Annotated in this window: 23 protein-coding genes; 5 read left to right on the top strand and 18 right to left on the bottom strand. The window is 65.2% G+C overall.

The features are described from left to right. Nucleotides 1-155: 155 nt before the first annotated feature. From XH83_RS34205 to soxX, 11 genes are all read right to left on the bottom strand, one after another. Nucleotides 156-1871 carry an amidohydrolase family protein gene (locus XH83_RS34205; protein WP_194404956.1) on the bottom strand — a complete coding sequence of 572 codons (1716 nt, stop codon included), beginning with the start codon at nucleotides 1869-1871 and terminating at the stop codon, nucleotides 156-158. An 80-nt stretch (nucleotides 1872-1951) separates the two neighbouring features. Continuing rightward, on the bottom strand, nucleotides 1952-3172 hold the full coding sequence (locus XH83_RS34200; protein ID WP_194404955.1) for an MFS transporter: 1221 nt from the start codon (nucleotides 3170-3172) through the stop codon (nucleotides 1952-1954). A gap of 122 nt (nucleotides 3173-3294) precedes the next feature. Then, on the bottom strand, nucleotides 3295-3477 hold the full coding sequence (locus XH83_RS34195; RefSeq protein ID WP_194404954.1) for a hypothetical protein: 183 nt from the start codon (nucleotides 3475-3477) through the stop codon (nucleotides 3295-3297). 99 nt (nucleotides 3478-3576) lie between these two features. After that, a complete protein-coding gene (locus XH83_RS34190) occupies nucleotides 3577-4614 on the bottom strand; it encodes an MBL fold metallo-hydrolase (protein WP_194404953.1) in 1038 nt (345 codons plus the stop codon). Nucleotides 4615-4888: 274 nt separating this feature from the next. Then, entirely contained in the window at nucleotides 4889-5347 is a 459-nt protein-coding gene (locus XH83_RS34185; RefSeq protein WP_194404952.1) for a hypothetical protein, read from the bottom strand. Then, nucleotides 5344-7095 carry a thiosulfohydrolase SoxB gene (soxB, locus tag XH83_RS34180; protein WP_194404951.1) on the bottom strand — a complete coding sequence of 584 codons (1752 nt, stop codon included), beginning with the start codon at nucleotides 7093-7095 and terminating at the stop codon, nucleotides 5344-5346. The genes XH83_RS34185 and soxB overlap by 4 nt, the downstream gene beginning before the upstream one ends. A gap of 117 nt (nucleotides 7096-7212) precedes the next feature. Further along, nucleotides 7213-7518, bottom strand: coding sequence for a hypothetical protein (locus tag XH83_RS34175; RefSeq protein WP_194404950.1), 306 nt, complete (start codon nucleotides 7516-7518; stop codon nucleotides 7213-7215). Next, on the bottom strand, nucleotides 7515-8378 hold the full coding sequence (soxA, locus tag XH83_RS34170; protein ID WP_194404949.1) for a sulfur oxidation c-type cytochrome SoxA: 864 nt from the start codon (nucleotides 8376-8378) through the stop codon (nucleotides 7515-7517). The genes XH83_RS34175 and soxA overlap by 4 nt, the downstream gene beginning before the upstream one ends. Then, complete coding sequence (soxZ, locus tag XH83_RS34165; protein WP_194404948.1) at nucleotides 8378-8689, bottom strand: thiosulfate oxidation carrier complex protein SoxZ; 312 nt, start codon at nucleotides 8687-8689, stop codon at nucleotides 8378-8380. The genes soxA and soxZ overlap by 1 nt, the downstream gene beginning before the upstream one ends. A gap of 13 nt (nucleotides 8690-8702) precedes the next feature. After that, on the bottom strand, nucleotides 8703-9194 hold the full coding sequence (gene soxY / locus XH83_RS34160) for a thiosulfate oxidation carrier protein SoxY (RefSeq protein WP_194404947.1): 492 nt from the start codon (nucleotides 9192-9194) through the stop codon (nucleotides 8703-8705). A 25-nt stretch (nucleotides 9195-9219) separates the two neighbouring features. Continuing rightward, nucleotides 9220-9567 (bottom strand): sulfur oxidation c-type cytochrome SoxX, encoded by a 348-nt coding sequence (soxX, locus tag XH83_RS34155; RefSeq protein ID WP_371746372.1) that lies wholly within the window; start codon nucleotides 9565-9567, stop codon nucleotides 9220-9222. A 245-nt stretch (nucleotides 9568-9812) separates the two neighbouring features. On the opposite strand from soxX, the gene XH83_RS34150 reads away from it, so the two are divergent. Beyond that, nucleotides 9813-10484, top strand: a complete 672-nt coding sequence (locus tag XH83_RS34150; protein ID WP_194404945.1) for a DUF938 domain-containing protein — start codon at nucleotides 9813-9815, stop codon at nucleotides 10482-10484. A gap of 107 nt (nucleotides 10485-10591) precedes the next feature. On the opposite strand, the gene XH83_RS34145 is transcribed toward XH83_RS34150, so the two are convergent. Next, the gene (locus tag XH83_RS34145) at nucleotides 10592-12661 is read right to left on the bottom strand and encodes a prolyl oligopeptidase family protein (RefSeq protein WP_194404944.1); all 2070 of its coding nucleotides are present in this window, start codon (nucleotides 12659-12661) and stop codon (nucleotides 10592-10594) included. Nucleotides 12662-12849: 188 nt separating this feature from the next. On the opposite strand from XH83_RS34145, the gene XH83_RS34140 reads away from it, so the two are divergent. Together XH83_RS34140 and XH83_RS34135 are read left to right on the top strand one after the other, a co-directional pair. After that, nucleotides 12850-14097 carry an MFS transporter gene (locus XH83_RS34140; RefSeq protein ID WP_194404943.1) on the top strand — a complete coding sequence of 416 codons (1248 nt, stop codon included), beginning with the start codon at nucleotides 12850-12852 and terminating at the stop codon, nucleotides 14095-14097. Between the two features lie 140 nt (nucleotides 14098-14237). Then, entirely contained in the window at nucleotides 14238-15467 is a 1230-nt protein-coding gene (locus XH83_RS34135; RefSeq protein ID WP_194404942.1) for an MFS transporter, read from the top strand. Between the two features lie 89 nt (nucleotides 15468-15556). On the opposite strand, the gene XH83_RS34130 is transcribed toward XH83_RS34135, so the two are convergent. Both XH83_RS34130 and XH83_RS34125 read right to left on the bottom strand, forming a co-directional pair. Beyond that, nucleotides 15557-16051, bottom strand: a complete 495-nt coding sequence (locus tag XH83_RS34130) for a VOC family protein (RefSeq protein ID WP_194404941.1) — start codon at nucleotides 16049-16051, stop codon at nucleotides 15557-15559. A 110-nt stretch (nucleotides 16052-16161) separates the two neighbouring features. Further along, nucleotides 16162-16707, bottom strand: a complete 546-nt coding sequence (locus XH83_RS34125) for a carboxymuconolactone decarboxylase family protein (RefSeq protein ID WP_194404940.1) — start codon at nucleotides 16705-16707, stop codon at nucleotides 16162-16164. A 137-nt stretch (nucleotides 16708-16844) separates the two neighbouring features. Between XH83_RS34125 and XH83_RS34120 the strand changes: the two genes are divergently transcribed. Continuing rightward, a complete protein-coding gene (locus XH83_RS34120) occupies nucleotides 16845-18044 on the top strand; it encodes an acyl-CoA dehydrogenase family protein (RefSeq protein ID WP_194404939.1) in 1200 nt (399 codons plus the stop codon). Between the two features lie 128 nt (nucleotides 18045-18172). Beyond that, nucleotides 18173-19312 (top strand): acyl-CoA dehydrogenase family protein, encoded by a 1140-nt coding sequence (locus XH83_RS34115; RefSeq protein WP_194404938.1) that lies wholly within the window; start codon nucleotides 18173-18175, stop codon nucleotides 19310-19312. Between the two features lie 207 nt (nucleotides 19313-19519). Here XH83_RS34115 and XH83_RS34110 read toward each other — a convergent pair whose 3' ends face one another. The 4 genes from XH83_RS34110 to XH83_RS34095 all read right to left on the bottom strand — a co-directional run bounded on the left by XH83_RS34110 (nucleotide 19520) and on the right by XH83_RS34095 (nucleotide 23228). After that, the gene (locus tag XH83_RS34110; RefSeq protein ID WP_194408492.1) at nucleotides 19520-20557 is read right to left on the bottom strand and encodes an amino acid ABC transporter substrate-binding protein; all 1038 of its coding nucleotides are present in this window, start codon (nucleotides 20555-20557) and stop codon (nucleotides 19520-19522) included. An 86-nt stretch (nucleotides 20558-20643) separates the two neighbouring features. Further along, entirely contained in the window at nucleotides 20644-21237 is a 594-nt protein-coding gene (locus XH83_RS34105; protein ID WP_194404937.1) for a L,D-transpeptidase, read from the bottom strand. Nucleotides 21238-21587: 350 nt separating this feature from the next. After that, complete coding sequence (locus XH83_RS34100; RefSeq protein ID WP_194404936.1) at nucleotides 21588-22562, bottom strand: hypothetical protein; 975 nt, start codon at nucleotides 22560-22562, stop codon at nucleotides 21588-21590. 102 nt (nucleotides 22563-22664) lie between these two features. Next, entirely contained in the window at nucleotides 22665-23228 is a 564-nt protein-coding gene (locus XH83_RS34095; RefSeq protein ID WP_194404935.1) for a thioredoxin family protein, read from the bottom strand. Nucleotides 23229-23247: the final 19 nt, after the last annotated feature.

Raw genomic sequence — 23247 nt, 5'->3', positions numbered from 1 at the left:
CAGGGACCCATACCGCGTGATCTCTCGGTTATGATAGATCGCAGTACCGAGCTGCGATCCTCCGCCACACTTCTTCCTGTGGTTATGGGTCCCCGCGTTCGCGGGGACGACACCGAGATTGTCGATACGCCTTCGCGTCTCATCTGCGCCGCTGCCTAATTCACCCCCTGCGCGCCACGAACGAGCTTCCCCGGCCGCCGGCCGGTGGCCTCGCCGTGCCGCCGCGTCACCACGCCCGACACGATCGTGGCATCATAGCCGTCGACATCCTGCAGCAGCCGTCGCCCGCCGACCGGCAGATCGTAGTGCACCTTGGGCGGATGCAGGTGCAGGCGGTCATAGTCGATCACATTGACATCGGCCTTGTAGCCGGGCGCGATCAGCCCGCGGTCGGTCAGGCCGACCGACAGCGCGGTCTTGCGCGACTGCGCCGCGACCACGAACGGGATCGACAGCTTCTCGCCGCGCGTGCGGTCGCGCGTCCAGTGCGTCAAGAGATAGGTCGGGAAGCTCGCATCGCAGATGATGCCGCAATGCGCGCCACCGTCGGACAGGCCCGGCACCGATTGCGGGTCGATCAGCATCTCGCGCGTCGCGTCGAGAATGCCGTCGGCATAGTTGAGGAACGGCACGTAGAGCATGCCGCGGCCCTGGTCCGACAGCATCGCGTCATAGGCGAACTCTTCCGGCCGGCGGCCCTGCTTGCGCGCCTGCGGCCCCAATGCGTTCTCGGGCGGCTGCTCGTAATCGGGGGGATCGCCGAGCAGGAACATCTTGTCGTAGTTGGGCCGGAAGAACAGCGGATCGTCGGTGGCTGTCGCCGTCTCGCTCAGGATCGCCTTGCGCACCTCCGGTTGATGCAGCCGCGCGAGCCTCTCTCCAAGCGGCAGATGCGCGATCGCCTTGTAGCTCGGATGGGTCTGGAACGGGTTGCGCGACAGCTCGAGGCCCAACAGCAGGCCGACCGGGCGCGCCGCGATCTGCGCGGTGATGGAAAGGCCGCGCCTGGCGGCGGCGTTGATCTCGTCCAGCGTCTGGCGCCAGCGGTTTGGCGCCTTGTCGTTCTGCGTGATCGAGAACGAGATCGGGCATTTGGTGGCATCCGCCACCCGCAGCATCATCGGCAGGTCTTCGTGGATGGTGGAGAGATCCAGAACGAATTGCAGCACGCTGCGCCCCTGCCGATGCATGGCGCCGGCAATTGCAGTGAGCTCGTCCTCGCCGGCCTTCAGCGTCGGCGTGAAGTCGCCGGTCGACGTGCGATGATTGAGCGTGCGCGAGGTCGAGAAGCCGAGCGCGCCCGAGCGCACCGCTTCGCCCGCGAGGCTTGCCATCGCAGCATTGTCTTCCGCGGTTGAGGGATCGCGGCGCGCGCCGCGCTCGCCCATGACATAGACCCGCAGCGCGGCATGCGGCAGCTGCGCGCCGACGTCGATGTCGAAATCGCGCTTGGCGAGCCAGTCCATGTAGTCCGGAAAGCTCTCCCAGGCCCAGGGAATGCCGGCGCTCAGCACCGGCTCGGGAATGTCCTCGACGCCTTCCATGAGCTGGATCAGGCGGGTGTGGTCGGCGGGCTTGCAAGGCGCGAAGCCGACGCCGCAATTGCCCATGATCGCGGTGGTGACGCCGTTCTGCGACGACGGCGTGATGTCCTGGCTCCAGGTGACCTGGCCGTCGTAATGCGTGTGCACGTCGACGAAGCCCGGCGTCACGAGCTTGCCGCGTGCGTCGATCTCTTCGTGTCCCTTCGAGGCGACCTTCCCGACCTCGCTGATCTTCCCTCCGGTGATGGCGACGTCCGCCTCGAACAGCTCGCCGCCGCGTCCGTCCGCGACGGTGCCGCCGCGGATCACGAGATCAGGGGTGCTCATGGTGTTTCTTCCCGAATGGTTGTTTTGCTTGGGCGCATTTTCAGGCGCGCCTGCGCAGTGTCAACCGCGGGGAAGTGCGCTCAGGGTTGCGTCGCCGCGTTGGCTTCCCGCTTCCGTTCCGTGAACGGCGACAGCACCACGGTCGCGACCATGAAGATCACCGACGCGCCGAACACCCAGTGCGGTGCGCTCTGGTCCATGATCCAGCCGAACAGCAGCGGCGAGACGATGCCGCCGAGATTGAAGCCGGTGGATACGATGCCGAAGGCGCGGCCCGCTGCGCCCGGTGGCGCGGCGTTGCGCACCAGCATGTCGCGCGAGGGAGCGATCACGCCGGAGAGGAAGCCGGCGAGCGTCATCGCAGCGGTCAGGATCCAGCCGGGCAGCGTCACGAGCGCGATCAGCAGCACGATGGCCGCGTTGACGGCAAAGCAGGCCGCGGCGACGTAACCGTGGCGTTCGGTATGATCGGCGAGGAAGCCACCGGCGAGCACGCCCGCGGCGCTGGCGCCGAGGAACGCGGTCAGCATGACGTTGGCCGCCGAATAGGACGTCCCGTAGCCGCTCATCAGCGCGACGACACCGAAATTGTTGATGCCGGCGACCGACAGGCTGAGCAGCATGAACAGCGCCGTCAGCGTGATCAGCGCCGGGGTGATGACGGCTTGCTTCGGCGCGTTCTCGGCGCCGGGCTTCTTCTTGCTGGCGCCGGCGTCGGGAATGTTCATGCTGAGCAGCAGCAGCGCCACCAGAATGCCGATCGCGCCGGACGCGATCAGCGCGCCGACGCCGCCGGACATTGTGACGAGGCCAGCCACGATCGCGGGCGCCACCGCGCCGCCGAGAAAGCCGGCAAAGGTGTGGATAGAGAAGGCGCGGCCCATCCGCGCCTCGTCCATGTGCTCGGCGAGGATCGCGTAATCCGCGGGGTGATAGACGCTGTTGGCGAGACCCAACAGCACGGCGCAGGCGATCAGCGAGACATAGCTGAGATGCAGGCCAAGCAGGATCAGCGCGCAGCCGCCAAGGGTCAGCCCGATCAGCAGGATCTTGCGCGCGCCAAAATGGTCGACGAGATAGCCGGTCGGCGCCTGCGTCAGCCCCGACACCACGGCGAACACGGTGAGCGCGAAGCCAAGCTCGATATAGCCGACGCCGAGCTGCGCTTTGAGGAACGGGAACAGCATCGGCAGGACCAGCAGATGGAAATGGCTGACCCAATGCGCGATCGAGATTCCCGTCAGCGTGCGCAGCGCGCTGTCCGCCTTGCCTTGCTGCGGTGCGGCGAGAACGTCGACCATTGCAGTTCCGTTTCACTCCCGATGGAGGCGGAAACTATCGGGGAGAGCGGTTATTTGTCCATGAACGCAGGCGCATGGCAGGTAGTGCGGGTGGCGACGACCGCGGAGTTTGAGGCCACCCCTCACAACGGTTCGTCGTCCACACCGTAGCGATCGCGTTTGGGCGTTGCGATGTCGCCGTCCTCGTAATCGTCGTCATCGAGAGCAGGCGGGGGGAGCTTCGCCTTGTTGTCTGCCGGCTTCTTCTCGACGGTGTTCTTCTCGGCCATTTTGGGCGGCTCGCCCGGTTTGCAAATCTTGGTCATGGCTGGTCCCGGATGGTGATGCTGCACCCGATCCTACCCTGGAAATATGAGCGGTCCCTGACGTAGCGCAAGGACCGCGCGTGGCGTTGGCCAAGCCCGTCAATGCACGAGCGGCCCGCCTGCCTTCTTCCAGGCATCCACGCCGCCGGCAATGTGCGCCGTGTTGGAGAGGCCGGCCGCCTTGGCGGCCGCCACCGCCATCGCCGAGCGCTCCCCAAAGGCACAGAAGAACACCACGCGGCGTCCCGTCGCGGCCGCGACCTCGCGCAGCATGCCGCCTGGTTTGAGGCTGTCCTCGACGGACGGATAGGGCGTGTGCAGCGCGCCTTCGAGCATGCCGTGCTTGGCGCGCTCGTTGGCCTCGCGCAGATCGACCAGGAGGATGTCGGGCCGGCCGAGCGCACGAATCGCCTCGACGGCGCTGAGCGCGCGGCCTTCCTTCTCCAGCTCTTCCTGATGCAGGCCGACATACATGTTGGCGGGCACCGCCACGTCCATCATCTTCGGATTGGGCAGCTTCAGATTGGCCATCAGCTCGATATATTCGTCGACCGAGCGCACCTGGAGGCGCGGGTTGTAGCGTTTCTCCTCGCCGATCGTGGAGACCGTGTCGCCCTTGTAGTCGTGCGCAGGGAATACCATCGTCTCATCAGGCAGCTTGAGCAGCCGGTTGAAGATCGAGTCGTATTGCGCGCGCGACGAGCCGTTCTGGAAGTCGGTGCGACCGGTGCCGCGGATCAGCAGCGTATCGCCGGTGAAGACGCGGTCGCCCATCAGATACGAATAGGAATCGTCGGTGTGGCCGGGCGTGTACATCACGTCGAGCGACAGGCCCTCGATCGTCACCTTGTCGCCGTCGGCGACCCGCATCGCCACGACGTCGGCCTTGGTCTGGTCGCCCATCACCGTCATGCAATGGGTGCGGTCGCGCAGCTCGGCGAGGCCGGTGACGTGGTCGGCATGCAGATGGGTATCGACCGCCTTGACGAGCTTGAGGTCGAGCTCGCGCAGCAATTGGCAGTAGCGGTCGACCTTCTCCAGCACGGGATCGAGGATCAGCGCCTCGCCGCCGGGACGGCTGGCAAGGAGATAGCTGTAGGTGCCCGAAACGCTGTCGAAGAGCTGACGGAAGATCATGGCAGGAGGTCCGGCAGTGGAACTGATGTCGAGGATTCTACTACAACAGGGGTCGGAGAGAGAAGTATTTTGCTGCGAGGCGAGCAAAATATGGAAGATTATTGTTGTGTGTTATCATTCCCCGCCTGGTGCGCAATTGCGCACAGGGGGCCGGCGGTCCGTTATTGCGGAGGCCGAAGTGGGATACGGAGGTGCTGCGAAGGACTGGATTCCCCGCCTGCGCGGGGAATGCCCTCGAATGGGGGCGTTACACTGTGGGGACGGTCAGACAGCCCTACGGCCGCACCAATGTGTACCCGTTCTCCGCCAGGAACAGGATCTGCCCGACGCCCACCTGCACCGGCGTCGCCGCGGGAATGAACTCCGGCCGCTTGCCTGTCTCGCGCTCGATCGTATCCACCGTGTTGAGACAGATGTCGAAGCGCACGCCTTGCGCGATCAGGCTTTCGACCTGCTTGCGACGCTCGTTGCCGGACAGCAGGAGCTCGATGCCGGGGCCGAACGCCACCACTTCGACCGAGATCTTGTCGGGGTCGTAGGCCTTCAGCAGGTTGTTGGCGACGCTCAGCACCAGCGCCTGCTTCCTGGCATCGCCGTCGGAGAGCTGCAGCACGATCCTGTGCTCGGCGAACGGCTTGTCCTGCAGCGGCACCTGTTGTGCCGAGGCCGGCGAGACGGCGGCGAAGGCGAGCAGCGCCAGCATCATCGCGGAGAGGATCTGCGCGCGCCTCATCCCTGTCCCGTAATGCCTGGATTGTCTTCGACGCCCCTCAGCGTCACGCCGGAGCCGAGCCGTTCCGGAAACATCCGGCCCGAGCGCAGATATTTGCCGACCACGTCCCACACCGGAGCGCCCTGCCGGCCGGTGACCGAAGCCCAGCCCGCGACCTTGTAGCGGTGGCTGGCGCCGAGCGTCTTGCCGCTATTGAGCTTCAGCTCCGAGATGCGGCTGCCGATCGCGGCGTTCGGCGTGCAGGTGTAGCTGAGCCCGCCGGCGCGCACCATGTCGCCGCCCTGCTGGTAATAGGGATCGGTATTGAAGAGGTTGTCGCAGATGTCTTCCAGCACGTCCTTGATCTCTGCGCCCGTCATCTCCTGCACATAAGTCTCGGGATAGGTGATCGCCGTCTCCGCGAGCAGATCCTCCATGGTCAGCGCCTGGCCGGACAGCGCGGTGACGCCCCAGCGGAATCCCGGCGACAGCGCGATCTCGGTGTCGAGCTCGGCGCGCAGCGCGGTGCAGATCAGCTCGTCGACCGGTCCGGAGAAATTGCCGCGGCGATAGAGCAGGCGGTCCGGCGTTGCGATCTTCGCCGACCAGTCGGCCACATGCGGTGCGCGCAGCCGGCCGATCAGCTCAGCCATTGCCGGGTCGGGCTTCAGCAGCTCGGAATAAACCGGCAGCAGATGGTAGTGCACGTCGCTGACCTTGCCCTTATCGATCGCGAGATCGAGCACGGCGAGGAATTTTCCGTTGGAGCCGGCATTGGTGACGAGCGTGGTGCCGCCGGCGTTCTTCACTGGCATTGGCTGCGGAACGGCATCATGGGTGTGGCCACCGAGGATGACATCGATCCCGGTGACGCGGCTTGCGAGCTTGAGGTCGACATCCATGCCGTTGTGCGACAGCAGGATGACCGCATCGACCTTCTCGGTGCCGCGCAAGGCATCGACATGCTTCTGCAATTCCTCCTCGCGGATGCCGAAGGTCCAGTCCGGCGTGAACCGCTTGGGATGCGCGATCGGCACGTAAGGGAAGGCCTGACCGACGATCGCGACGCGGTGGCCACCGATCTCCCTGATCATGGATGGCTTGAACACGCGCCCACTGGCCTTGTCGAAGGCGGCGGCGTCGTTGAACGCGGCTTCCTCCGTCAGGAAAACGTTCTGCGCCAGGAACTCGCCCTTGAAGCGCTCGAGATTGTCGCGCAGCACCTGCTCGCCATAGGTGAATTCCCAATGCCCGGTCATCGCTTCGATGCCGAGCAGATTGGCGACCTCGACCATGTCGCGGCCCTGCATGACATTGGCAAGCCCGGTGCCCTGCCAGAGATCGCCGCCGTCGAGGAGCAGCGAACGCTTCTCGCCGACATCGGCACGCAGGCGGTCGACCAATGTCTTCAGATGGGCAAATCCGCCGAGCTTGCCGAAGCGGCCTGCCGACTTCTCGAACTCGACGCAAGTGAAGGCGTAGGCATCTGCGCTGTCGGAACGGATGCCGAAACGGTCGAGAAAGGCGCGGCCGACCAGATGCGGCGGCCGCCCGGCCATCTCGCCGATGCCGATATTGATGCTGGGCTCGCGGAAATAGACCGGGTTGAGCTGCGCATGCGTGTCGGTGATGTGCAGGATCCGCGCATTGCCGAACCGCTCGAGGTCGTAAAGGCTCGCGGCCTCGGTGCCACGCGCAAACCGCGGCAGGCTGAGCGATGCGGCGGCAAGGCCGGCAGACTTCAGGAAATCGCGGCGGCGGATCGCCATCCAAAAATTCTCCGCGCCCTCAGTGATCGCAAGGCTGTTGCACCAGAGCGTTTTCGAGCGAAGCGGATACCGCTTCGCGCGAAGAAAACGCGTCAAAAAGAAGCTCTAGCGAACAGTCTAGCGGATTTCCATCGCCTTCCAGGCTTCTTTTTCGGACGTCGCCTGGAAGATCGACGCCTTTGCCAGCGCCTCGGCCTCTTTGGCCGCGGCGGTGGCGCGGTCGAAATCGCCGCCATCCGCCGCTTTTTTGGCCGCGGCCAGCGCAGAGACGGTCACGGTCCACTGGTTGCGCAAGCCGGCAGCCTCCTTCGATGCGGCTTCTGCGGCGGTGTAGGCCGCCTTGTAGTCTGCTTCATTTGCCGCGCGCGCCGTGGCCACGAGGCCGAGCGCGAGCAGCATGGCCAAGGCAAGTGTCCGCTTCATGGCCGCGCTCCCGGGCCCGAAATCGGCAGGCCGTTGGCGACGTAGGACAGGAAATATTCGACGTCGCGATATTCATCCGCCTGCGGCGCCAGCGGAACTGCGCGAGTCTGGCTGTTGCAGGTGACGAAGCGGCGGCTGGTCGTGCCCATGCCGCTCCATTCGGAGCGGTAGATCGGCATCGCGTTCAGGATGCCGAGCGCCGGCGCCAGGATCTCGGCGCGGATGCGCTCGCCCGGACTCTGCACATGGCAGCTCGCGCAGGAGAAATTCATCTGGCCGCGACGGGTGTAGAAATAGCGCTTGCCGTTTTCGAAGGCTTCGAGCGCACGCGGATCATCGGGAATCTTGATGTCCATCAGCTTGCCGCGCGACGTGTAGGCCATGTACGCGGTCAGCGAGGCCATCTCGTCCTTGACGTAGGAGTAGGGCGCTTCCCCATTGGCTTCGCGGCAGCGGTTGAGCGCGAGCTCCAGCGTGACGACCTTGCCTTCCTTCGTGTCGAAATAGGGATAGTTCTGGCGGATGCCGACGCCGCCATTCGGGAAGCAGTCGGCATAGGTCTTGCCGTTCTTGAACGGCGTCGCGAACATCTCCTTGCCGGCATCGAGCGCGAACTCGTAAGGCGGGAATTCTTCCTTCTCCTGCCATTGCCGCTTCAGATCGGCGTTCATGGAATAGGGACCGTTGACGAAGTCCTCGTGCTTCACATCAGGAAACTTCTGGAAGAAGAAGTTCTGGAACGCCTTGGCGTCGGCGACGGGATCGACCTTGTCGGCCGCGACGACGCGCGGAGAGGTGAGGGCGAAAGCGACGAGCGCGGCGCTGAGCGAGCCAAGCAGCAGGCAGGTGCGGGTCTTCATCACGCGATCTTCGCGGTGGTCGTATCCGACGCACCCTTGTTGTCGGTCCACGAGATCTTGAGCTCGTCGCCCTTCTTGGCGCCCTTGAAGCTGAACTTCACATAGGGGTCCTTGGAGACCGCGGTGCCCCAATCGGCGACAAAGACGTCCTTGCCGTTACATTCGAATTTCAGCTGCTGGATGTAATGCGCGGGGATCAGTTCGCCGGCGGGATTCTTGACGAGGCCGGTATCCATGGGGTGCTGGATCAGCGCCTGCACCTCGGTGATGTCGCCGTTGGATGTTGCGCGCACGCGAATGCTTGATGCCATCGGACCGATCCTCCTAGCCGCCGCAGCCGCCGACGGTGACCTTCACTTCCTTGGTCGCGCTGTAGAGCTTGCCGTCAGCCTCGACGATGGCGACCAGCTTGGTGGTCTTGGCCATCTTCAATCGGTTGGCGACAGCAGGAATCGTGCCCTCGGCGATCTTGTAGGACGCCGCGAGCGCGTATGGGTTCTCGGTTACGAAGAACGAGATCGAGCTCACCTTGTCGAGCGTCGTCGTCACCGACACCGGCACCACGCCGCCGTTCTCGGCGATCTCCGGCGCATCCAGCTTGACCTTGTCGGAGGGCTCGGCGGTCTTGCCATAGAGCGCCTTGATCGCGTCGGCCTCGTTCTTCTGCTTGAAGGCCTCTTCAGGATATTTGTCGTTGGCGGCGGCACGCGCGGGGCTCGCCGCGAACGGCAGATTGCCGAGGCCGAGCAGTGCGACGCAGGCCGCGCCCTGAAGGATCAGGCGCCTCGTCGCAAGCGGGCCGGTGGTCGTGGTCATCTCAAATCTCCTGGGCAGCCGGCCGTTACAGGGTCTGCAGGAAATCAACGATCGCGCTGATCTCCTGTTCGGTCAAAATCCGGTTCCGGCCGAACGGCGGCATCATGGTTTGCGGATTGCGCTTGGTCTCGTCGAAGATGATCGCGGTGAGCTCGTTTCGATCGGGATACTTGGCCTTGAGGTCCTTCAGTTCCGGACCGATCGTCCCCGGCAGGTCGCCGCCCTTGATGACGTGGCAGGTCAGGCAATTGCCCTTGCCGCGGTCGAAGGCGAGCTTCTGGCCGTCGGCCACAGCGGATTGCGCCTGCGCCGGGGCCACGGAAGCGGCGGCGGCGAAGGCCAGCGCCACCAGGATGGCAGGCTTGCAAGGAATGGCGGTCAAGGCATCGTCCCGAGCGTTATGTCGATGATCTCGTTTGTGGAAATATAGGCGTTCCAAAGCACAAAGGGCACCGCCTGACAATCAAGACTATGCACGCAGCAAAATGGAGTTAATATCCTGCGCATTGCAACCGATGAGATAGTTCGTTCATCAAGCGGGTTGGCGCTAGCAAATTATTCTAGGGGCGTTTGGCCCTCAGGCCTTCGTTGTTGTTTCACATATTTTGGGGATCTCGCTTGGCTGAATATGTCGTCGAATTTGGCAGGGATGGTGGGCGGGTCGAGCCGGACGGGCGGCTCGATGCGCCGGCGTTCCATCGCAATCACGTGCCGATCTGGGCTGCGCTCGAAAAGCAACTCGCCGGGCTGACCGGCAACGTGGTCGAACTCGGCAGCGGAACCGGCCAGCACGTGGTCCATTTCGCCCGCCACACGCCCGGCCTGATCTGGTGGCCGAGCGACCTCAATCAGCGCCATCTCAGGAGCATCGAGGCCTGGCGCGTGTATGCGGGCCTGCCGAATATCCGCCCGCCCCTGCGCATCGATCTCACCGATCCCGACTGGTGCGTGGAGATGAAGAACGGGCAGGCACCGACGAGCCTTGCCGCCGTGTTCTGCGCCAATGTCATCCACATCGCGCCCTGGGCGGTGGCCGAGGGCCTGTTCGCCGGGGCCGGCCGCTATCTGCGTCCCGACGGCAAGCTGTTCCTCTACGGCCCCTTCAAGCGCGACGGCAAACACACCGCGCTCAGCAATGCGGTGTTCGACACCTCCTTGCGGGAAGGCAATCCGGAATGGGGCGTCCGCGACGTCAGTGACGTCGAGGCGCTCGCGAAAGCGACAGGCCTCCGCCTCGTCGATTCCACCGACATGCCTGCGAACAATCTGACGCTGGTGTTTGCGCGCTAGCTACGTGGGAGGTGCACTCCCTCACCCGCCGTGCCTCGCACGTCGACCTCTCCCGCAAGCGGGAGAGGTGCACCACCCGACGCTCGCGTTTACCCATCAAGCGGCCGTCAGCCCTCACCATCCCTCCACCCGATCTTCTCCTTTAAGAACCGGAAGCCCAGCACCTCGAATCCCGCACGTTCCTTGTTGTCCTTGCCGTAGCCGTGACCGCCGGCGGCCGGCTCGTAGAACCAGGCCTCGTAGCCCATCGCCTGCAGCTTCGCCGCCATCTTGCGCGCGTGGCCGGGATGGACGCGGTCGTCGCGCCGCGTGGTGGCGATCAGGATCGGCGGATAGGGTTGGCCGGCCTTCACGTTGTGATAGGCCGAGTAGGTCTTCAGCCACTCCCATTCTTCGGGCTTGTCGGGGTCGCCATATTCCGCGATCCAGCTCGCGCCCGCGAGCAGCTTGGTGTAGCGGCGCATGTCGATCAGCGGGATGGTGCAGAACAGCGCGCCGAAGCGCTCGGGATAGCGCACCAGCATGTTGGTGATGAGGATGCCGCCGTTCGATCCGCCTTGGGCTGCGATGCGCTTCGGCTGCGTCACGCCGCGGCGGACGAGATCGGCGGCGACCGCGGCGAAATCGTCATGCGAGAGCTTCTTGCCTGCGAGCCGGCCGGCGTCGTGCCAGCGCGTGCCGAACTCGCCGCCGCCGCGCAAATTCGCCTGCACCGTCGTGCCGCCGCGCTCCAGCCACAGCTTGCCGAGCGAGGAATTGTAATACGGCTTCACCGCGAGTGCGAAGCCGCCATAGGCGCTCATATAGACCGGCGCATCGCCGGTCTCCTTGGCCGGGCCGGTCTGGACATAGGGAATCCGCTCGCCGTCGATCGAGATCGCCTCGTGCTGCGTCACCACGAGCCCGTCGGCGGTGAAGGTCTTCGGCGCCTGCTTCAGCACGGTCGGGCTGGCGACACCGCGTTCGAGCAGCAGCAGCGAGGGCGGCGTGAGCGGATCCTGCACATTGGCGAGCAGATCGCCGTTGCTCTCGCTTGGATGACGATCGAGCGCCCAGACGTCGACGACGCCGATCTCGGGCAGGCCAGCAAGCGTCTCGCGGCGCCAGCCGGCGGCGGACGGCGTGCAGATCTCGAAGTGCGGGCGCAGCTCGTCGAGGATCGACAGCACGAGCTTGCCCGCCGCCCAGAACAGACCCTGCAGAGCGCGCCGCGGCGCCGGCTCGAACAGCACCGCGAAATCGCGGCTGCCGGCAAGGAACGCCGAGAGCGAGATGCCGAGCACGGTGTCGGTGGCGTAGGTCCGTCCCTCGACCTGCCAGTCCTTGCGCAGCTTGATCGCGAACCAGTCGCCATGGGCCTGCATCCAGACGCCGGTCGGCAGATCGAGCTTCGTCATGCTGCCGGCCGCATCGCGCAGCCAGATCGCGCCATTGAAAAAGTCGATCTGATCGACGATCCACACGCGCGGCTCGGGCCCGGTGTCGTCAGTGCTGCCATAGATCACCATGTGGTCGGCGGTGGTCTCGATGATCACCTCGGCCTGATCGACAGGCTGGCCGCGCCGCCACAGCCGCACGGTCCGCGCATAACCCGAGCTCGTCGCCATGCCCTCGCCATGGGCGCTCGACAGCAGCAGCGTATCGGCATCGAGCCAATCGACGCCGCCCTTGGCCTCCGGCAGCGTGAAGCCGTTCGCCACAAAGCTCTTCGTCCCGAGGTCGAATTCCCGCAATGTCACCGCGTCGCTGCCGCCGCGCGACAGGCTCAGAACCGCCCGTGAGCTTCCCGGCGTCGTGGCGATGCCGCTCAGCAGCCAGTCCTCGCCTTCGCTCGCTGCGAGCTTGTCGATGTCCAGCATGGTCTCCCATGCAGGAGTTGCTTTACGAAACTCCGCCAGCGTCGTCCGCCGCCACAGGCCGCGCGGATTGACGGCGTCCTTCCAGAGATTGTGCAGGTCATTGCCGCGCCGGGTGACATAGGGAATGTTGTCCGGCCGATCGTAGATCGCCGCGAGCACATCGCGGTCGTGCTCGTAGGCTTTGCCGCCGAACGCCTGCAGCGTCAGCTCGTTCTGCCGCTCGACGAAATCGAGCGCCTGCTTGCCCTCGATCTCCTCCAGCCACAGGAAGGGATCGTCGTCGGGAGCGTTGAGCGTGGGCCTGTCGTCGACGGTCATGAGCGAAACTCCTGGAAGTCGCGGAGAATAGGATTTGATCGAGCGCAAGCCGTCAAGCGCGCGGGCCCGCTATCATCCAGCCGATTGCGCCACCGGCATGGCCTGCGCCCGTTTGCGCCGGTTGCCCGCCCACTCGCGTCCCTCCATAGTGCCCGGGAATCAACCAAGCCCGTTGGGCGGAACAGCCGATGCTTGACGTGACTTCAACCCACGAGATTGCCGAGGACGCCCGCGCGCGCGCCAATGTGGTGCGCCTGGCCGCCGCGCAGGCGCTGACCGGCGCCAACTCGGCCGTGATCTTCGCCACCGGCTCGATCGTCGGCGCGACGCTTGCACCGGACATGTCGCTGGCGACCGTGCCGCTGTCGATGTACGTGCTGGGGCTCGCAGCGGGCACGCTGCCGACCGGCGCGATCTCGCGCCGTTTCGGCCGCCGCGTGGCTTTCGTCATCGGCACGGGCCTCGGCGCGCTGACCGGGCTGCTCGGCTCGTTCGCGATCCTGCACGGCTCGTTCGCGCTGTTCTGCATCGCGACCTTCCTCGGCGGCCTCTACGGCTCCGTCGCACAATCCTATCGCTTCGCCGCTGCCGACGGCGCCAGCGCGGCCTACCGGCCCAAGGCGGTGTCCTGGGTGATGGCGGGCGGCGTGTTCGCCGGCGTGCTCGGTCCGCAGCTCGTGCAATGGACCATGGATGTCTGGCAGCCTTATCTGTTCGCCTTCAGCTTCCTGGTGCAGGCCGCCGTGGCGCTTGTCGCGATGGGCATCGTCGCCGGCGTCGATATCCCGAAGCCCGCGCCGGCCGATCTGCATGGCGGCCGGCCATTGCTCACCATCGTGACCCAGCCCCGCTTCATCGCCGCGGCGCTGTGCGGCGTCATCTCCTATCCCATGATGAACCTGGTGATGACCTCGGCGCCGCTCGCCATGAAGATGTGCGGCCTGTCCGTGTCCGATTCCAATTTCGGCATTCAATGGCACATCGTCGCCATGTACGGGCCGAGCTTCTTCACGGGCACGCTGATCGCCCGCTTCGGAGCCCCGAAGGTCGTGGCCGCCGGCCTGCTGCTGGAAGCCGGTGCTGCCGGCATCGGACTCTCCGGCCTCACGGCGATGCATTTCTGGGCGACGCTGGTCGTGCTCGGCGTGGGCTGGAATTTCTCCTTCATCGGCGCCTCCGCGCTGGTGCTGGAGACCCACCGCGCGCAGGAGCGCAACAAGGTGCAGGCCTTCAACGACTTCCTGGTGTTCGGCATGATGGCGATCGGCTCGTTCTCCTCCGGGCAGCTGCTCGCCAGCTCCGGCTGGTCGGCGGTGAACCTGGTGGTGTTCCCGCCGGTGATTCTCGGTCTCGTCGTGCTCTCGCTGGTCTCCTGGGCCCGCCGCCGCAGGGCGCGGCTGGAGGCCGCGATCGGCGAGTTCCCGGACGCGGTGTGAGCTGGCAGGAGGTTGTCAGCAGCGTTGACAGTTCGATCGCCGTCGAAGTGATTTTCGGACGCTCGGTTGTTACGTGATGCTTGTCATGAACAGCGAGCGCGAAAGCACGGCGCTCGCGGGGGAATGAAAGACCGGCGCAAATGCTCGACAATCCCCATACCGCCGCGCCCATCGACGAATCCTCCCTCCGTTACGAAGGCTGGCGCATCGTCGCGGTCTGCTTCCTGCTCGCGACCTTCGGCTGGGGGCTCGGTTTCTACGGCCAGAGCGTCTATGTCGCCGAGCTGCAGCGCGCGCGGGGCTGGCCGACCACGCTAATCTCCTCCGGGACGACGTTCTTCTATCTGTTCGGCGCGCTGCTCGTCGTCTTCGTCGGCGAAGCCGTGCGAAAATATGGTCCGCGCCTCAGCCTGGTCGCCGGCACGCTGGCGATGGCGGCAGCGAGCGTCGCGATCGGCGCGGTGCGCGAGCCGTGGCAGCTTTATCTCGCCGATGCCGTGCTCGCCTTCGGCTGGGCCGGCACCAGCCTCGCCATGATCACCAACACGATCAGCCTGTGGTTCGACCGCAAGCGCGGCATGGCGATCAGCCTCGCGCTCAACGGCGCCAGCTTCGGCGGCATCGTCGGCGTGCCGCTGCTGGTCACCCTGATCGGTCATGTCGGCTTCGCCAGCGCGATGTACGCCGCGGCCGGCGCCATGCTGGTGCTGCTTCTGCCGGTGATCCTGTTCGTCGTCGGCCGGCCGCCCGCGTCCCACGGCCGGCACGCGGCGACGAAGACGAAGGTGCAATCATCGGCGCAGATCCGCGCCTGGGCGCTGCGTGACGTCGGCTTCCTCTCGGTGACGATTGCATTCGCGCTCGTGCTGTTCGCGCAGGTCGGCTTCATCGTGCACCTGATCTCGTTTCTCGATCCCGTGATCGGCCGCGAGCGCGCCGCGGTGGCGGTCGCGGTGCTGACCGCGATGGCGGTGGTCGGCCGCGTGCTGTTCTCGCTGGTGATCGACCGACTCAACCAGCGCCTCGCCTCGGCGCTGTCGTTCCTCAGCCAGGCCGCGGCGCTTCTGGTCGTCATCAACCTGCACAATGATTACGTGCTGATCGCGGCCTGCGCATTGTTCGGCTTCTCGGTCGGCAATCTCATCACGCTGCCGTCGCTGATCGTGCAACAGGAGTTCGATAGCGCCGCGTTCGGCGTGCTGATCAGCCTGAACACCGCGATCAACCAGGTGACGTATGCGTTCGGCCCCGGCGTGGTCGGCGCCTTGCGCGACTGGTCGGGCGGCTATGCGCTGCCGTTCTATCTCTGCATCGCGCTGGAGCTGGCGGCCGCCGCGCTGATCACGGTGCGAGGAAAACAGGTCCAGTAGGGCGGATTAGCGAAAGCGTAATCCGCCAACTTCGTTCCGCATGTGCTGAAGCGCGGCGGATTACGCTTTCGCTAATCCGCCCTACGGCATCAGGCCTCCCGCGCCGCCAACAACGCTTCCACGTCCAGCCGCTTGGTGAACATCGCAAGCTTGCCGTCCGCTCCGAACGGCCATTGCTCCCTCGGCTTGTCCCAATACAGCTCGACGCCGTTCTCATCCGGATCGCGCAAATACAGCGCCTCGCTGACGCCGTGGTCGCTGGCGCCGTCGAGCGCGATGCCGGCCGTGAGCACCCGGTGCAGCGCATCGGCCAGCGCTGGCCGCGTCGGATAGAGGATCGCGGTGTGATAGAGCCCGGTCGTTCCCGGCGGCGGCGGCGAGCCGCCCTTGCTCTCCCAGGTGTTGAGCCCGATGTGGTGATGATAGCCGCCGGCCGAGATGAAGGCCGCACCGGATCCCATCTTCTGCATCAGCTCGAAGCCGAGCACGCCGCAATAGAAGGCGAGCGCGCGATCGAGATCGGCGACCTTGAGGTGGACGTGGCCGATCCTGGTGCCGGCGGCGACGGCTGGGCTTTGCGACATGTGAATGCTCCGTTGATGAACTCCACATAGGGTGGACCTCGGGACACTGCTATTGGCCTATCCTGAAACCCAGCGTTTCCTGACGCGCAATTGCGCACCAGGATCGGCAATCAAGCCAGCTCCTTCACCTCGCCCTTGGGCAGCTCGAACTCGAAGGTGTTCAGCGTCATCGACACCATCGTATAGTAGCCGCACAGGCCGATCACCTCGACCACGCCGCGCTCGCCGAGCAGCTTCACCGCCTCATCATAGAGGCCCTTCTCGACGCCGTGACCCTCGTGCAGCGATTTCGCGAGATCGTAGATCATCTTCCCCTTGGGGTCGTCGAACTCGGGCGTGCGGCGATCGCGGATGGCGTCGATGATTTCAGGGTCCATGCCGCCCGCGAGCGCGAGGCGCTTATGGGCGCACCATTCGTAATGCGCGGTCCAGTGCCGCGCCGTCACCAGGATCGCGATCTCCGAGAGCTTTGCCGGAAAGATCGTGTCGTAGCGCAAGACCTCGCCGAGCCGCGTGGCGTGGCGGGCCATGTCGGGACTGTTCAGCCAGGCCATCATCGGCGCCGGCGGCTTGCCGCGCTTGCCGGCAATCGACTCGTCATAGGTCTGCCGCTGGCTCTCGTTCATTTCGCCAGGCGAAAGAAGTTTCAGGCGCATCGTCGTTTCCTCTTTGTTTTCAAGCACCGTCTTGGCCGCGACTATAGCGGAATGCGGGCGCGCGGAAGTGGTTGAATTCCGCAGGAGCTTGGCCCAGAGTCGTGCCCAACAAGTCGATTTGATTGATGGAAACGACCATGAGTGACACTGACTCCACCGAGCTCGAAACATTCCGCAGCGAGACGCGCGCCTGGCTCGAGGCCAATTGCCCGGCCGAGATGCGCAAGCCCGCGACCTCGGATGCCGACGTGTTCTGGGGCGGGCGCAACGCAAAATTCTCCTCCGAGCCGCAGCGCATCTGGTTCGAGCGCATGCGCGACAAGGGCTGGACCGTGCCTGATTGGCCGAAGGAGTATGGCGGCGGCGGCTTGAGCGCGGCCGAGCACAAGGTGCTACGCGCCGAGATGGCGAAAATCGGCGCGCGTCCGCCGCTGTCGAGCTTCGGCATCTGGATGCTCGGGCCGGCGCTCTTGAAATACGGCAACGAGGCCCAGAAGAAGGAGCATCTGCCGAAGATCGCGGCCGGCGAAATCCGCTGGTGCCAGGGCTATTCCGAGCCGAATGCCGGCTCCGATCTGGCCTCGCTGCAGACCCGCGCCGAGAGCGACGGCGACGATTTCGTCATCACGGGCTCGAAGATCTGGACCTCCTACGCCAATTACGCCGACTGGATCTTCTGCCTCGTCCGCACCGATCCCACGGCGAAGAAGCACGACGGCATCAGCTTCATCCTGTTCGACATGACCTCGAAGGGCGTGACGACCAAGCCGATCCTTCTGATTTCCGGCTATTCGCCGTTCTGCGAGACCTTCTTCGACGGCGTCCGCGTGCCGAAGTCGCATGTGGTCGGCACCGTCAACCGCGGCTGGGACGTCGCCAAATATCTGCTGCAGCACGAGCGCGCGATGATCTCAGGGATGGGCGAGCGCGGCGCCGGCCGTCCGCTCGGCCAGATCGCGGCGGATTCCGTCGGCACCGATACGCAGGGCAAGCTCGACGATGCCATGCTGCGTGGGAAGATCGCCACCTTCGACGTCGATGAAGCCGCACTCGCGGCCTGCGCCGAGCGCGCGGTCGATCTCGCCAAGGCGGGGCAGGCGCATCCGGCGTTCTCCTCGGCGATGAAATATTACGGCACCGAGCTCAACAAGCGCCGCTACGAGATCCTGATGTCGGCCGGCGGCGTCGATGCGCTGGAATGGGAGAGCGAGCGCTCCAGGCAGGGCGCTCGTCCGCGCGCTTGGCTGCGTACCAAGGCCAACTCGATCGAGGGCGGCACGACGGAGGTGATGCTCGGCATCGTCGCCAAGCGCATCCTGGATTTGCCGGGGGCGTGAGGCTTTCCGTCGCTCCGGGGCGGTCCGAAGGATCGACCCGGAACCTCGAGATTCCGGGTTCGATGCTGCGCATCGCCCTGGAATGACACCAACAATATGCGTCACGCGATATTAGAGACTTAAGCACCATGGCCCTCGTCCTCACCGAAGAACAATCGATGCTCCGCGATAGCGCGCGCGGGCTGATCAGCGACAAGGCGCCGGTGTCGCACCTGCGGCATCTGCGCGACAGCAAGGACCCCATCGGCTTCTCCAAGGAGCTCTGGCATTCCTTCGCCGAAATGGGCTTTGCGGGCCTGCTGGTGCCGGAAGAATTCGGCGGCAGCGGCCTCGGCGTCATGGAAGCCGGAATCGTGATGGAGGAGATCGGCCGCACCTTGATGCCGTCGCCCTTCCTCGCGACCTCGGTGGTCGCGGCCTCGGCGCTGGCCCGCGCCGGCAGTGCCGCGCAGAAATCGGAATATTTGCCGAAGATTTCGAACGGCTCGCTGCTCGCCACGCTCGCGATCGACGAGGGCGCAAAACATCGTCCGCTGCAGACCAGCCTGCAGGCCGTGCGCGCCGGCAACGGTTTTAAACTTTCCGGCGCCAAGGCGCTGGTGGTCGACGGCCACGTCGCCGATCTCCTGATCGTCGCCGCGCGCACGTCCGGCGCTGCCGGCGAGCGGGACGGCCTGACTCTGTTCCTGGTCAACCCCAAGGCCAAGGGCGTTGCGGTCGAGCGCACCATCATGGTCGACGCGCACAATGCGGCGCGGATCGAGCTTTCCAATGTCGAGGTCACCGCCGACAGCGTGCTCGGCGAAGTCGATCAGGCAGCCGGCCTGCTCAACGGCGTGCTCGACATCGGCCGCGGCGCGGTCGCCGCCGAGATGGTCGGGCTCAGCGAGGAGGTCTTCAACCGCACCGTCGAATACCTCAAGAACAGGAAGCAGTTCGGCAAGCTGATCGGCGAATTCCAGGCGCTGCAGCACCGCGCCGCCGAGCTCTATGTCGACATCGAGATCACCCGCGCCGCCACCATGAAGGCGCTGCAGGCGCTGGACGCCGATTTCGCGAAGGCGGCCTCCGCCGTCGCGGTCGCCAAGGCGAAGGCCGGCACCACCGCCACGCGCGCGGTGCAGGAAGGCGTGCAGATGCACGGCGGCATGGGCATGACCGACCAGTTCGACATCGGCTTCTTCATGAAGCGCGCCAGGGTCTGCGAGGAGCTGTTCGGCGATGCCAATTACCACACCGAGCAGCTGGCGCGGGCGCGGGGGTATTGAGGCGACGGCCTCAAGGGGCGGCACGGTAGCGCCTCACCCCCGGTGTCGTCCCGGCGGACGCCGGGACCGATAACCCCAAGGAGTAGTTTGACGACGGCTCGGACTTTAGGAGAGTCTCTCCGCGGTGCCGTCACCTGCGTTGATCGATAGACCACGCGGTATGGGTCCCGGCGTTCGCCGGGACGACACCAGGGGAGCCGCCCCTTCCTACCTCATCGGCGGTGCGTACTGCACGCCGCCGGCGTTCCATAGCTGGTTCATGCCGCGCGGAATCTTCAGCTTCGACTTCTCGCCGATATTGCGCTCGTACATCTCGCCGTAATTGCCGACGTGGCGGATGATGCGGACGACCCAGTCCTTGGTGAGGCCGAGCTGCTCGCCGTAATTGCCCTCGGTGCCGACGAGGCGCATCACTTCCGGCTTCTTCGACTTCAGGGCTTCGTCGATGTTCTCCGAGGTCACCCCGAGTTCCTCCGCGTTGATCATGGCGTAGAGCGTCCACTTCACGATCATCATCCAGTCGTCGTCGCGCTGGCGCACGACCGGGGCGAGCGGCTCCTTGGAGATCATGTCCGGCAGGATCATGTGGTCGCCGGGCTTGGTCAGGTTCAGCCTGAGCGCGTAGAGCTGCGAGACGTCGGCCGAGAGCGTGTCGCACTTGCCGCTGTCGTAGGCCTTCACGACGTCGTTGAGATTGTCGAGCTTGACCTCCTCATACTTCATGTTGTTGGCACGGAAGTAGTCGGAGACGTTGAGTGCCGTTGTTGTTCCGCTCTGCACGCAGACCTTGCTGTCCGCGAGGTCCAGCGAGGTTTCCTTGTTGCGAGCGCGAGGCAGCATGAAGCCGACGCCGTCGTAGTAGGCCACGGCCGGGAAATAGAGGTCGTAGTCGAGCTCGCGCGCCATGCTCCAGGTCGAGTTGCGCGAGAGGATGTCGACTTTCCGGCTCTGCAATTCCTTGAAGCGCTCGTTGGCGTCGAGCGGAACGAACTTGGCCTTGCCGGGATCGTTGAAGATCGCCGAGGCCACCGCCCGGCAGAAATCGACGTCAAACCCGGTCCAGTTGCCCTTGTCGTCGGGGATCGAGAAGCCCGGCAGTCCCTTGTTGACGCCGCACAGCACCTCGCCGCGGCGCACGGTGCGCTTCAGGGTGCGGGTGTCGTAGAACTCGTAGATGATGGCCAGAACGGCGACCAGCACGGCGACCGCGAGCCCGATCAGCAGGCCGCCTCGAAAAGTGCGCATCATGTTGCTCTCTCGAAAAATCGGGAAAAGAAATTGGGAGGAGGGCGCAGAGCATGATCCCCGGGGATCATGCTCCAACGATAGCCTTACAGCTCAGGCTTCTGACGGATGACGACCTTGGTGCCGACAGGCACGCGGTCGTAGAGATCGGCGACGTCGTTGTTGACGAGACGGAAGCAGCCTGAGGACACCTTGGTGCCGATCGTGTCGGGGCGGTTGGTGCCGTGGATGCGGTACACGGTGGTGCCGAGATACATGGCGCGGGCGCCCAGCGGATTGCCGGGGCCGCCGGCCATGAAGCGCGGCAGATAGGGCTGGCGCTGGATCATCTCCGGCGGCGGCGTCCAGTCCGGCCACTCCTTCTTGTTGGTGATGGTCACGAGGCCCTGCCACTGAAAGCCGTCGCGGCCGACGCCGATGCCGTAGCGGATCGCTCGCCCGCCCGGCTGCACCAGATAGAGATGCCGTTCGGCGGTCGAGACGATGATCGTGCCCGGCGCCTCGGTGGTGCGGAAATAGACGACCTGCTTCTGCCATTCCGGCTCGAGCTGGTAGGCGTCGTCGGCGACCAGGCCCGGCTCGTCGCCGCGGTCAGGCTGCTGGGCAAAGGCAGAGGGCGTGGACAGAATGAGCCCCACCGCAGCCATGAACATCCCGGTCAGGCGACGAAAATCCGTCATCTCAAGCTCTCCCCGCTGCCACAGCGCAAATCATTCAGAAGCATCAAACCTGAGGGGCAGGTTCATGGCAAGTTGATGGCGCGCCGCCCTGATATGTCACGAGAATGCCTATGGTTTTTTAACGGTGCCGGGCAATGCCACAAACAGGGGATGGCGCGAAAAGCTTAGGTCGCGGCGGCAACGGGGCTGCGCTTCCTCCCCCGCTTGGGGGAGGGCCGGGGAGAGGGTGTCTCCGCAACGGGACACTCCCCCAGAGGAAAGAACCCTCACCCGCGCGACCTCTCCCGCAAGCGGGAGAGGCTCAGACCGAGCCCGCGTTATCTACATCGACCATTGTGATCGGAAGCCAGTCAGATCTTGTTGCTCTCCGCCGCGATCCCCAGCCGCCGCACGATCTCCGCCCCCACCGCACGCGCCTCCACCCGCGAGCCGATGCGGGGGCTGCGAAACCTGCGCCCCGAGCGCAACCGGATCGTGATGATGCAGTGCTCGTCCTCGGACCGGCCGCGGCGGTCGACGGTGATCGTCTTGACGTCGGGCCCCTCGATATTATCCGTGCGCGGCGTGCCGTCGCCCCACAGCCGTTCGACGCGGATGTCGCGCTCGCGGATGATCCAGAGCGCGCCGGTGAGGAGGTTGGCATAGCGATGCACGGCGAACGCCGCGAGCACGCCGAGCGGCAGCAGCAGGATGTCGACATGGCTGGGCGGCCATCCGCGCCAAAGCTTATAGGCGTAGGGCACGGCGGACAGAGCGACGACGATCAGCGAGACGATCCTGATGTCCCGCGCGGGAAACGCCTCCAGCGGCTCGCCGAGATGCATCTCCGGATTGCTGGCATCGAGCGGATTGACGGGCTCCTCGACATTGGGAACCTCGAACTGCGCCGCGATCCGGGCCACGGTGTCGCGCACATGCGTGACGTCGGAGATAGGCGGCGACGTCAAGCGCTCTCCCGAGGCCAGCGTAAACACGAGTTGAAAGCGCGCCTTCACCCGCTTGCTGCCGGGAACCTGCAACGCCGTGATGTCGTCCTTCGCGACGATGCGCGTACGCAGCTTTCCGAACGGGCTTTGCCGTCCGATCAGGATCTCGTTCGCCGTGATGATCCACACCACCGCCGGCGCCAGCATGATGCCGACGACGAATCCCGCCCCGATGAGCAGCGCCACCACCGAAATGATGATTTCCAGGGTGTCGTGCGTGAACAGGCCCGGCGTGAAGCACAGCGCAACGGCCGCCGCGAAGCCGGCCACGACCAGCCGCTGCGCGATCGAAGAGCCTTCACGAAGGCGGATGTCGGGAGCGGTCGTTGTATCGTCCATCGCGGGCGGCTGATTCCGATGCCGCGAACCTCCACGGACGGGTCCGTGGAGTCAAGCAACAAGGGCGACAACCGAAACCCGCCGCGCGGCGTCCGTGCGGCATCAGCTGCTGGCGTTCAGCAGCTTGGCCACGGTGCGGTCGATCTCGTCATAGCGGCCTTCGCCGGCGTGCTGGAACACGATCTTGCCGTTCTGGTCGATGATGTATTGCGCCGGCCAATATTGGTTGCGGTAGGCGTTCCAGGTCTTGGAATCATTGTCCTGCGCCACCGGATAGGTGATGCCGTGGCGTTTCAGCGCGGCCTGCACGTTGGAGGCCGAGCGCTCGAACGGGAATTCCGGCGTGTGCACGCCGACCACGACGAGGCCCTTGTCCCGGTACTTGGCGTAGAGCTCGGTGACGTGCGGCAGCGTGTTGACGCAGTTGACGCAGCCATAGGTCCAGAAGTCGACCAGCACGACCTTGCCGCGGAGCTCAGCGAGGCTGAGCGGCTTCGAGTTGAACCAATTGTTGATGCCGGCGAAGTCGGGCGCGGATTGCTGACTTGCTGCGGCAACCTGGATCGGCACGGCGGGTGCGGCTTCGTCGCAGAAGCCGGGGATGACGGCGCCGGTGGCAGTGAGGCCGACAAGTGCAGCTGAGACGGCGAGCAGTTTGAACGTCATGGGCGAGTCCTCCGGTGAA

This window comes from Bradyrhizobium sp. CCBAU 53351 (genome assembly GCF_015291745.1).
GTDB lineage: Bacteria > Pseudomonadota > Alphaproteobacteria > Rhizobiales > Xanthobacteraceae > Bradyrhizobium.
The sequence above is the reverse complement of the archived record's forward strand: the minus strand, read 5'-3'. Positions and strand labels throughout refer to the sequence as shown.

Excerpts from the sequence above, each read along its gene's own strand:
- XH83_RS34095 (WP_194404935.1), bottom strand. The coding sequence starts at position 23,228 with ATGACGTTCAAACTGCTCGCCGTCTCAGCTGCACTTGTCGGCCTCACT.
- XH83_RS34125 (WP_194404940.1), bottom strand. The coding sequence starts at position 16,707 with ATGCGCCTGAAACTTCTTTCGCCTGGCGAAATGAACGAGAGCCAGCGG.
- XH83_RS34175 (WP_194404950.1), bottom strand. The coding sequence starts at position 7,518 with ATGAAGCGGACACTTGCCTTGGCCATGCTGCTCGCGCTCGGCCTCGTG.
- XH83_RS34115 (WP_194404938.1), top strand. The coding sequence starts at position 18,173 with ATGGCCCTCGTCCTCACCGAAGAACAATCGATGCTCCGCGATAGCGCG.
- XH83_RS34205 (WP_194404956.1), bottom strand. The coding sequence starts at position 1,871 with ATGAGCACCCCTGATCTCGTGATCCGCGGCGGCACCGTCGCGGACGGA.
- soxY (WP_194404947.1), bottom strand. The coding sequence starts at position 9,194 with ATGACCACGACCACCGGCCCGCTTGCGACGAGGCGCCTGATCCTTCAG.
- XH83_RS34110 (WP_194408492.1), bottom strand. The coding sequence starts at position 20,557 with ATGCGCACTTTTCGAGGCGGCCTGCTGATCGGGCTCGCGGTCGCCGTG.
- soxB (WP_194404951.1), bottom strand. The coding sequence starts at position 7,095 with ATGGCGATCCGCCGCCGCGATTTCCTGAAGTCTGCCGGCCTTGCCGCC.
- XH83_RS34100 (WP_194404936.1), bottom strand. The coding sequence starts at position 22,562 with ATGGACGATACAACGACCGCTCCCGACATCCGCCTTCGTGAAGGCTCT.
- XH83_RS34130 (WP_194404941.1), bottom strand. The coding sequence starts at position 16,051 with ATGTCGCAAAGCCCAGCCGTCGCCGCCGGCACCAGGATCGGCCACGTC.
- XH83_RS34140 (WP_194404943.1), top strand. The coding sequence starts at position 12,850 with ATGCTTGACGTGACTTCAACCCACGAGATTGCCGAGGACGCCCGCGCG.
- XH83_RS34190 (WP_194404953.1), bottom strand. The coding sequence starts at position 4,614 with ATGATCTTCCGTCAGCTCTTCGACAGCGTTTCGGGCACCTACAGCTAT.
- soxA (WP_194404949.1), bottom strand. The coding sequence starts at position 8,378 with ATGAAGACCCGCACCTGCCTGCTGCTTGGCTCGCTCAGCGCCGCGCTC.
- XH83_RS34105 (WP_194404937.1), bottom strand. The coding sequence starts at position 21,237 with ATGACGGATTTTCGTCGCCTGACCGGGATGTTCATGGCTGCGGTGGGG.
- XH83_RS34120 (WP_194404939.1), top strand. The coding sequence starts at position 16,845 with ATGAGTGACACTGACTCCACCGAGCTCGAAACATTCCGCAGCGAGACG.
- XH83_RS34135 (WP_194404942.1), top strand. The coding sequence starts at position 14,238 with ATGCTCGACAATCCCCATACCGCCGCGCCCATCGACGAATCCTCCCTC.
- XH83_RS34145 (WP_194404944.1), bottom strand. The coding sequence starts at position 12,661 with ATGACCGTCGACGACAGGCCCACGCTCAACGCTCCCGACGACGATCCC.
- XH83_RS34200 (WP_194404955.1), bottom strand. The coding sequence starts at position 3,172 with ATGGTCGACGTTCTCGCCGCACCGCAGCAAGGCAAGGCGGACAGCGCG.
- soxZ (WP_194404948.1), bottom strand. The coding sequence starts at position 8,689 with ATGGCATCAAGCATTCGCGTGCGCGCAACATCCAACGGCGACATCACC.
- XH83_RS34185 (WP_194404952.1), bottom strand. The coding sequence starts at position 5,347 with ATGAGGCGCGCGCAGATCCTCTCCGCGATGATGCTGGCGCTGCTCGCC.
- XH83_RS34195 (WP_194404954.1), bottom strand. The coding sequence starts at position 3,477 with ATGACCAAGATTTGCAAACCGGGCGAGCCGCCCAAAATGGCCGAGAAG.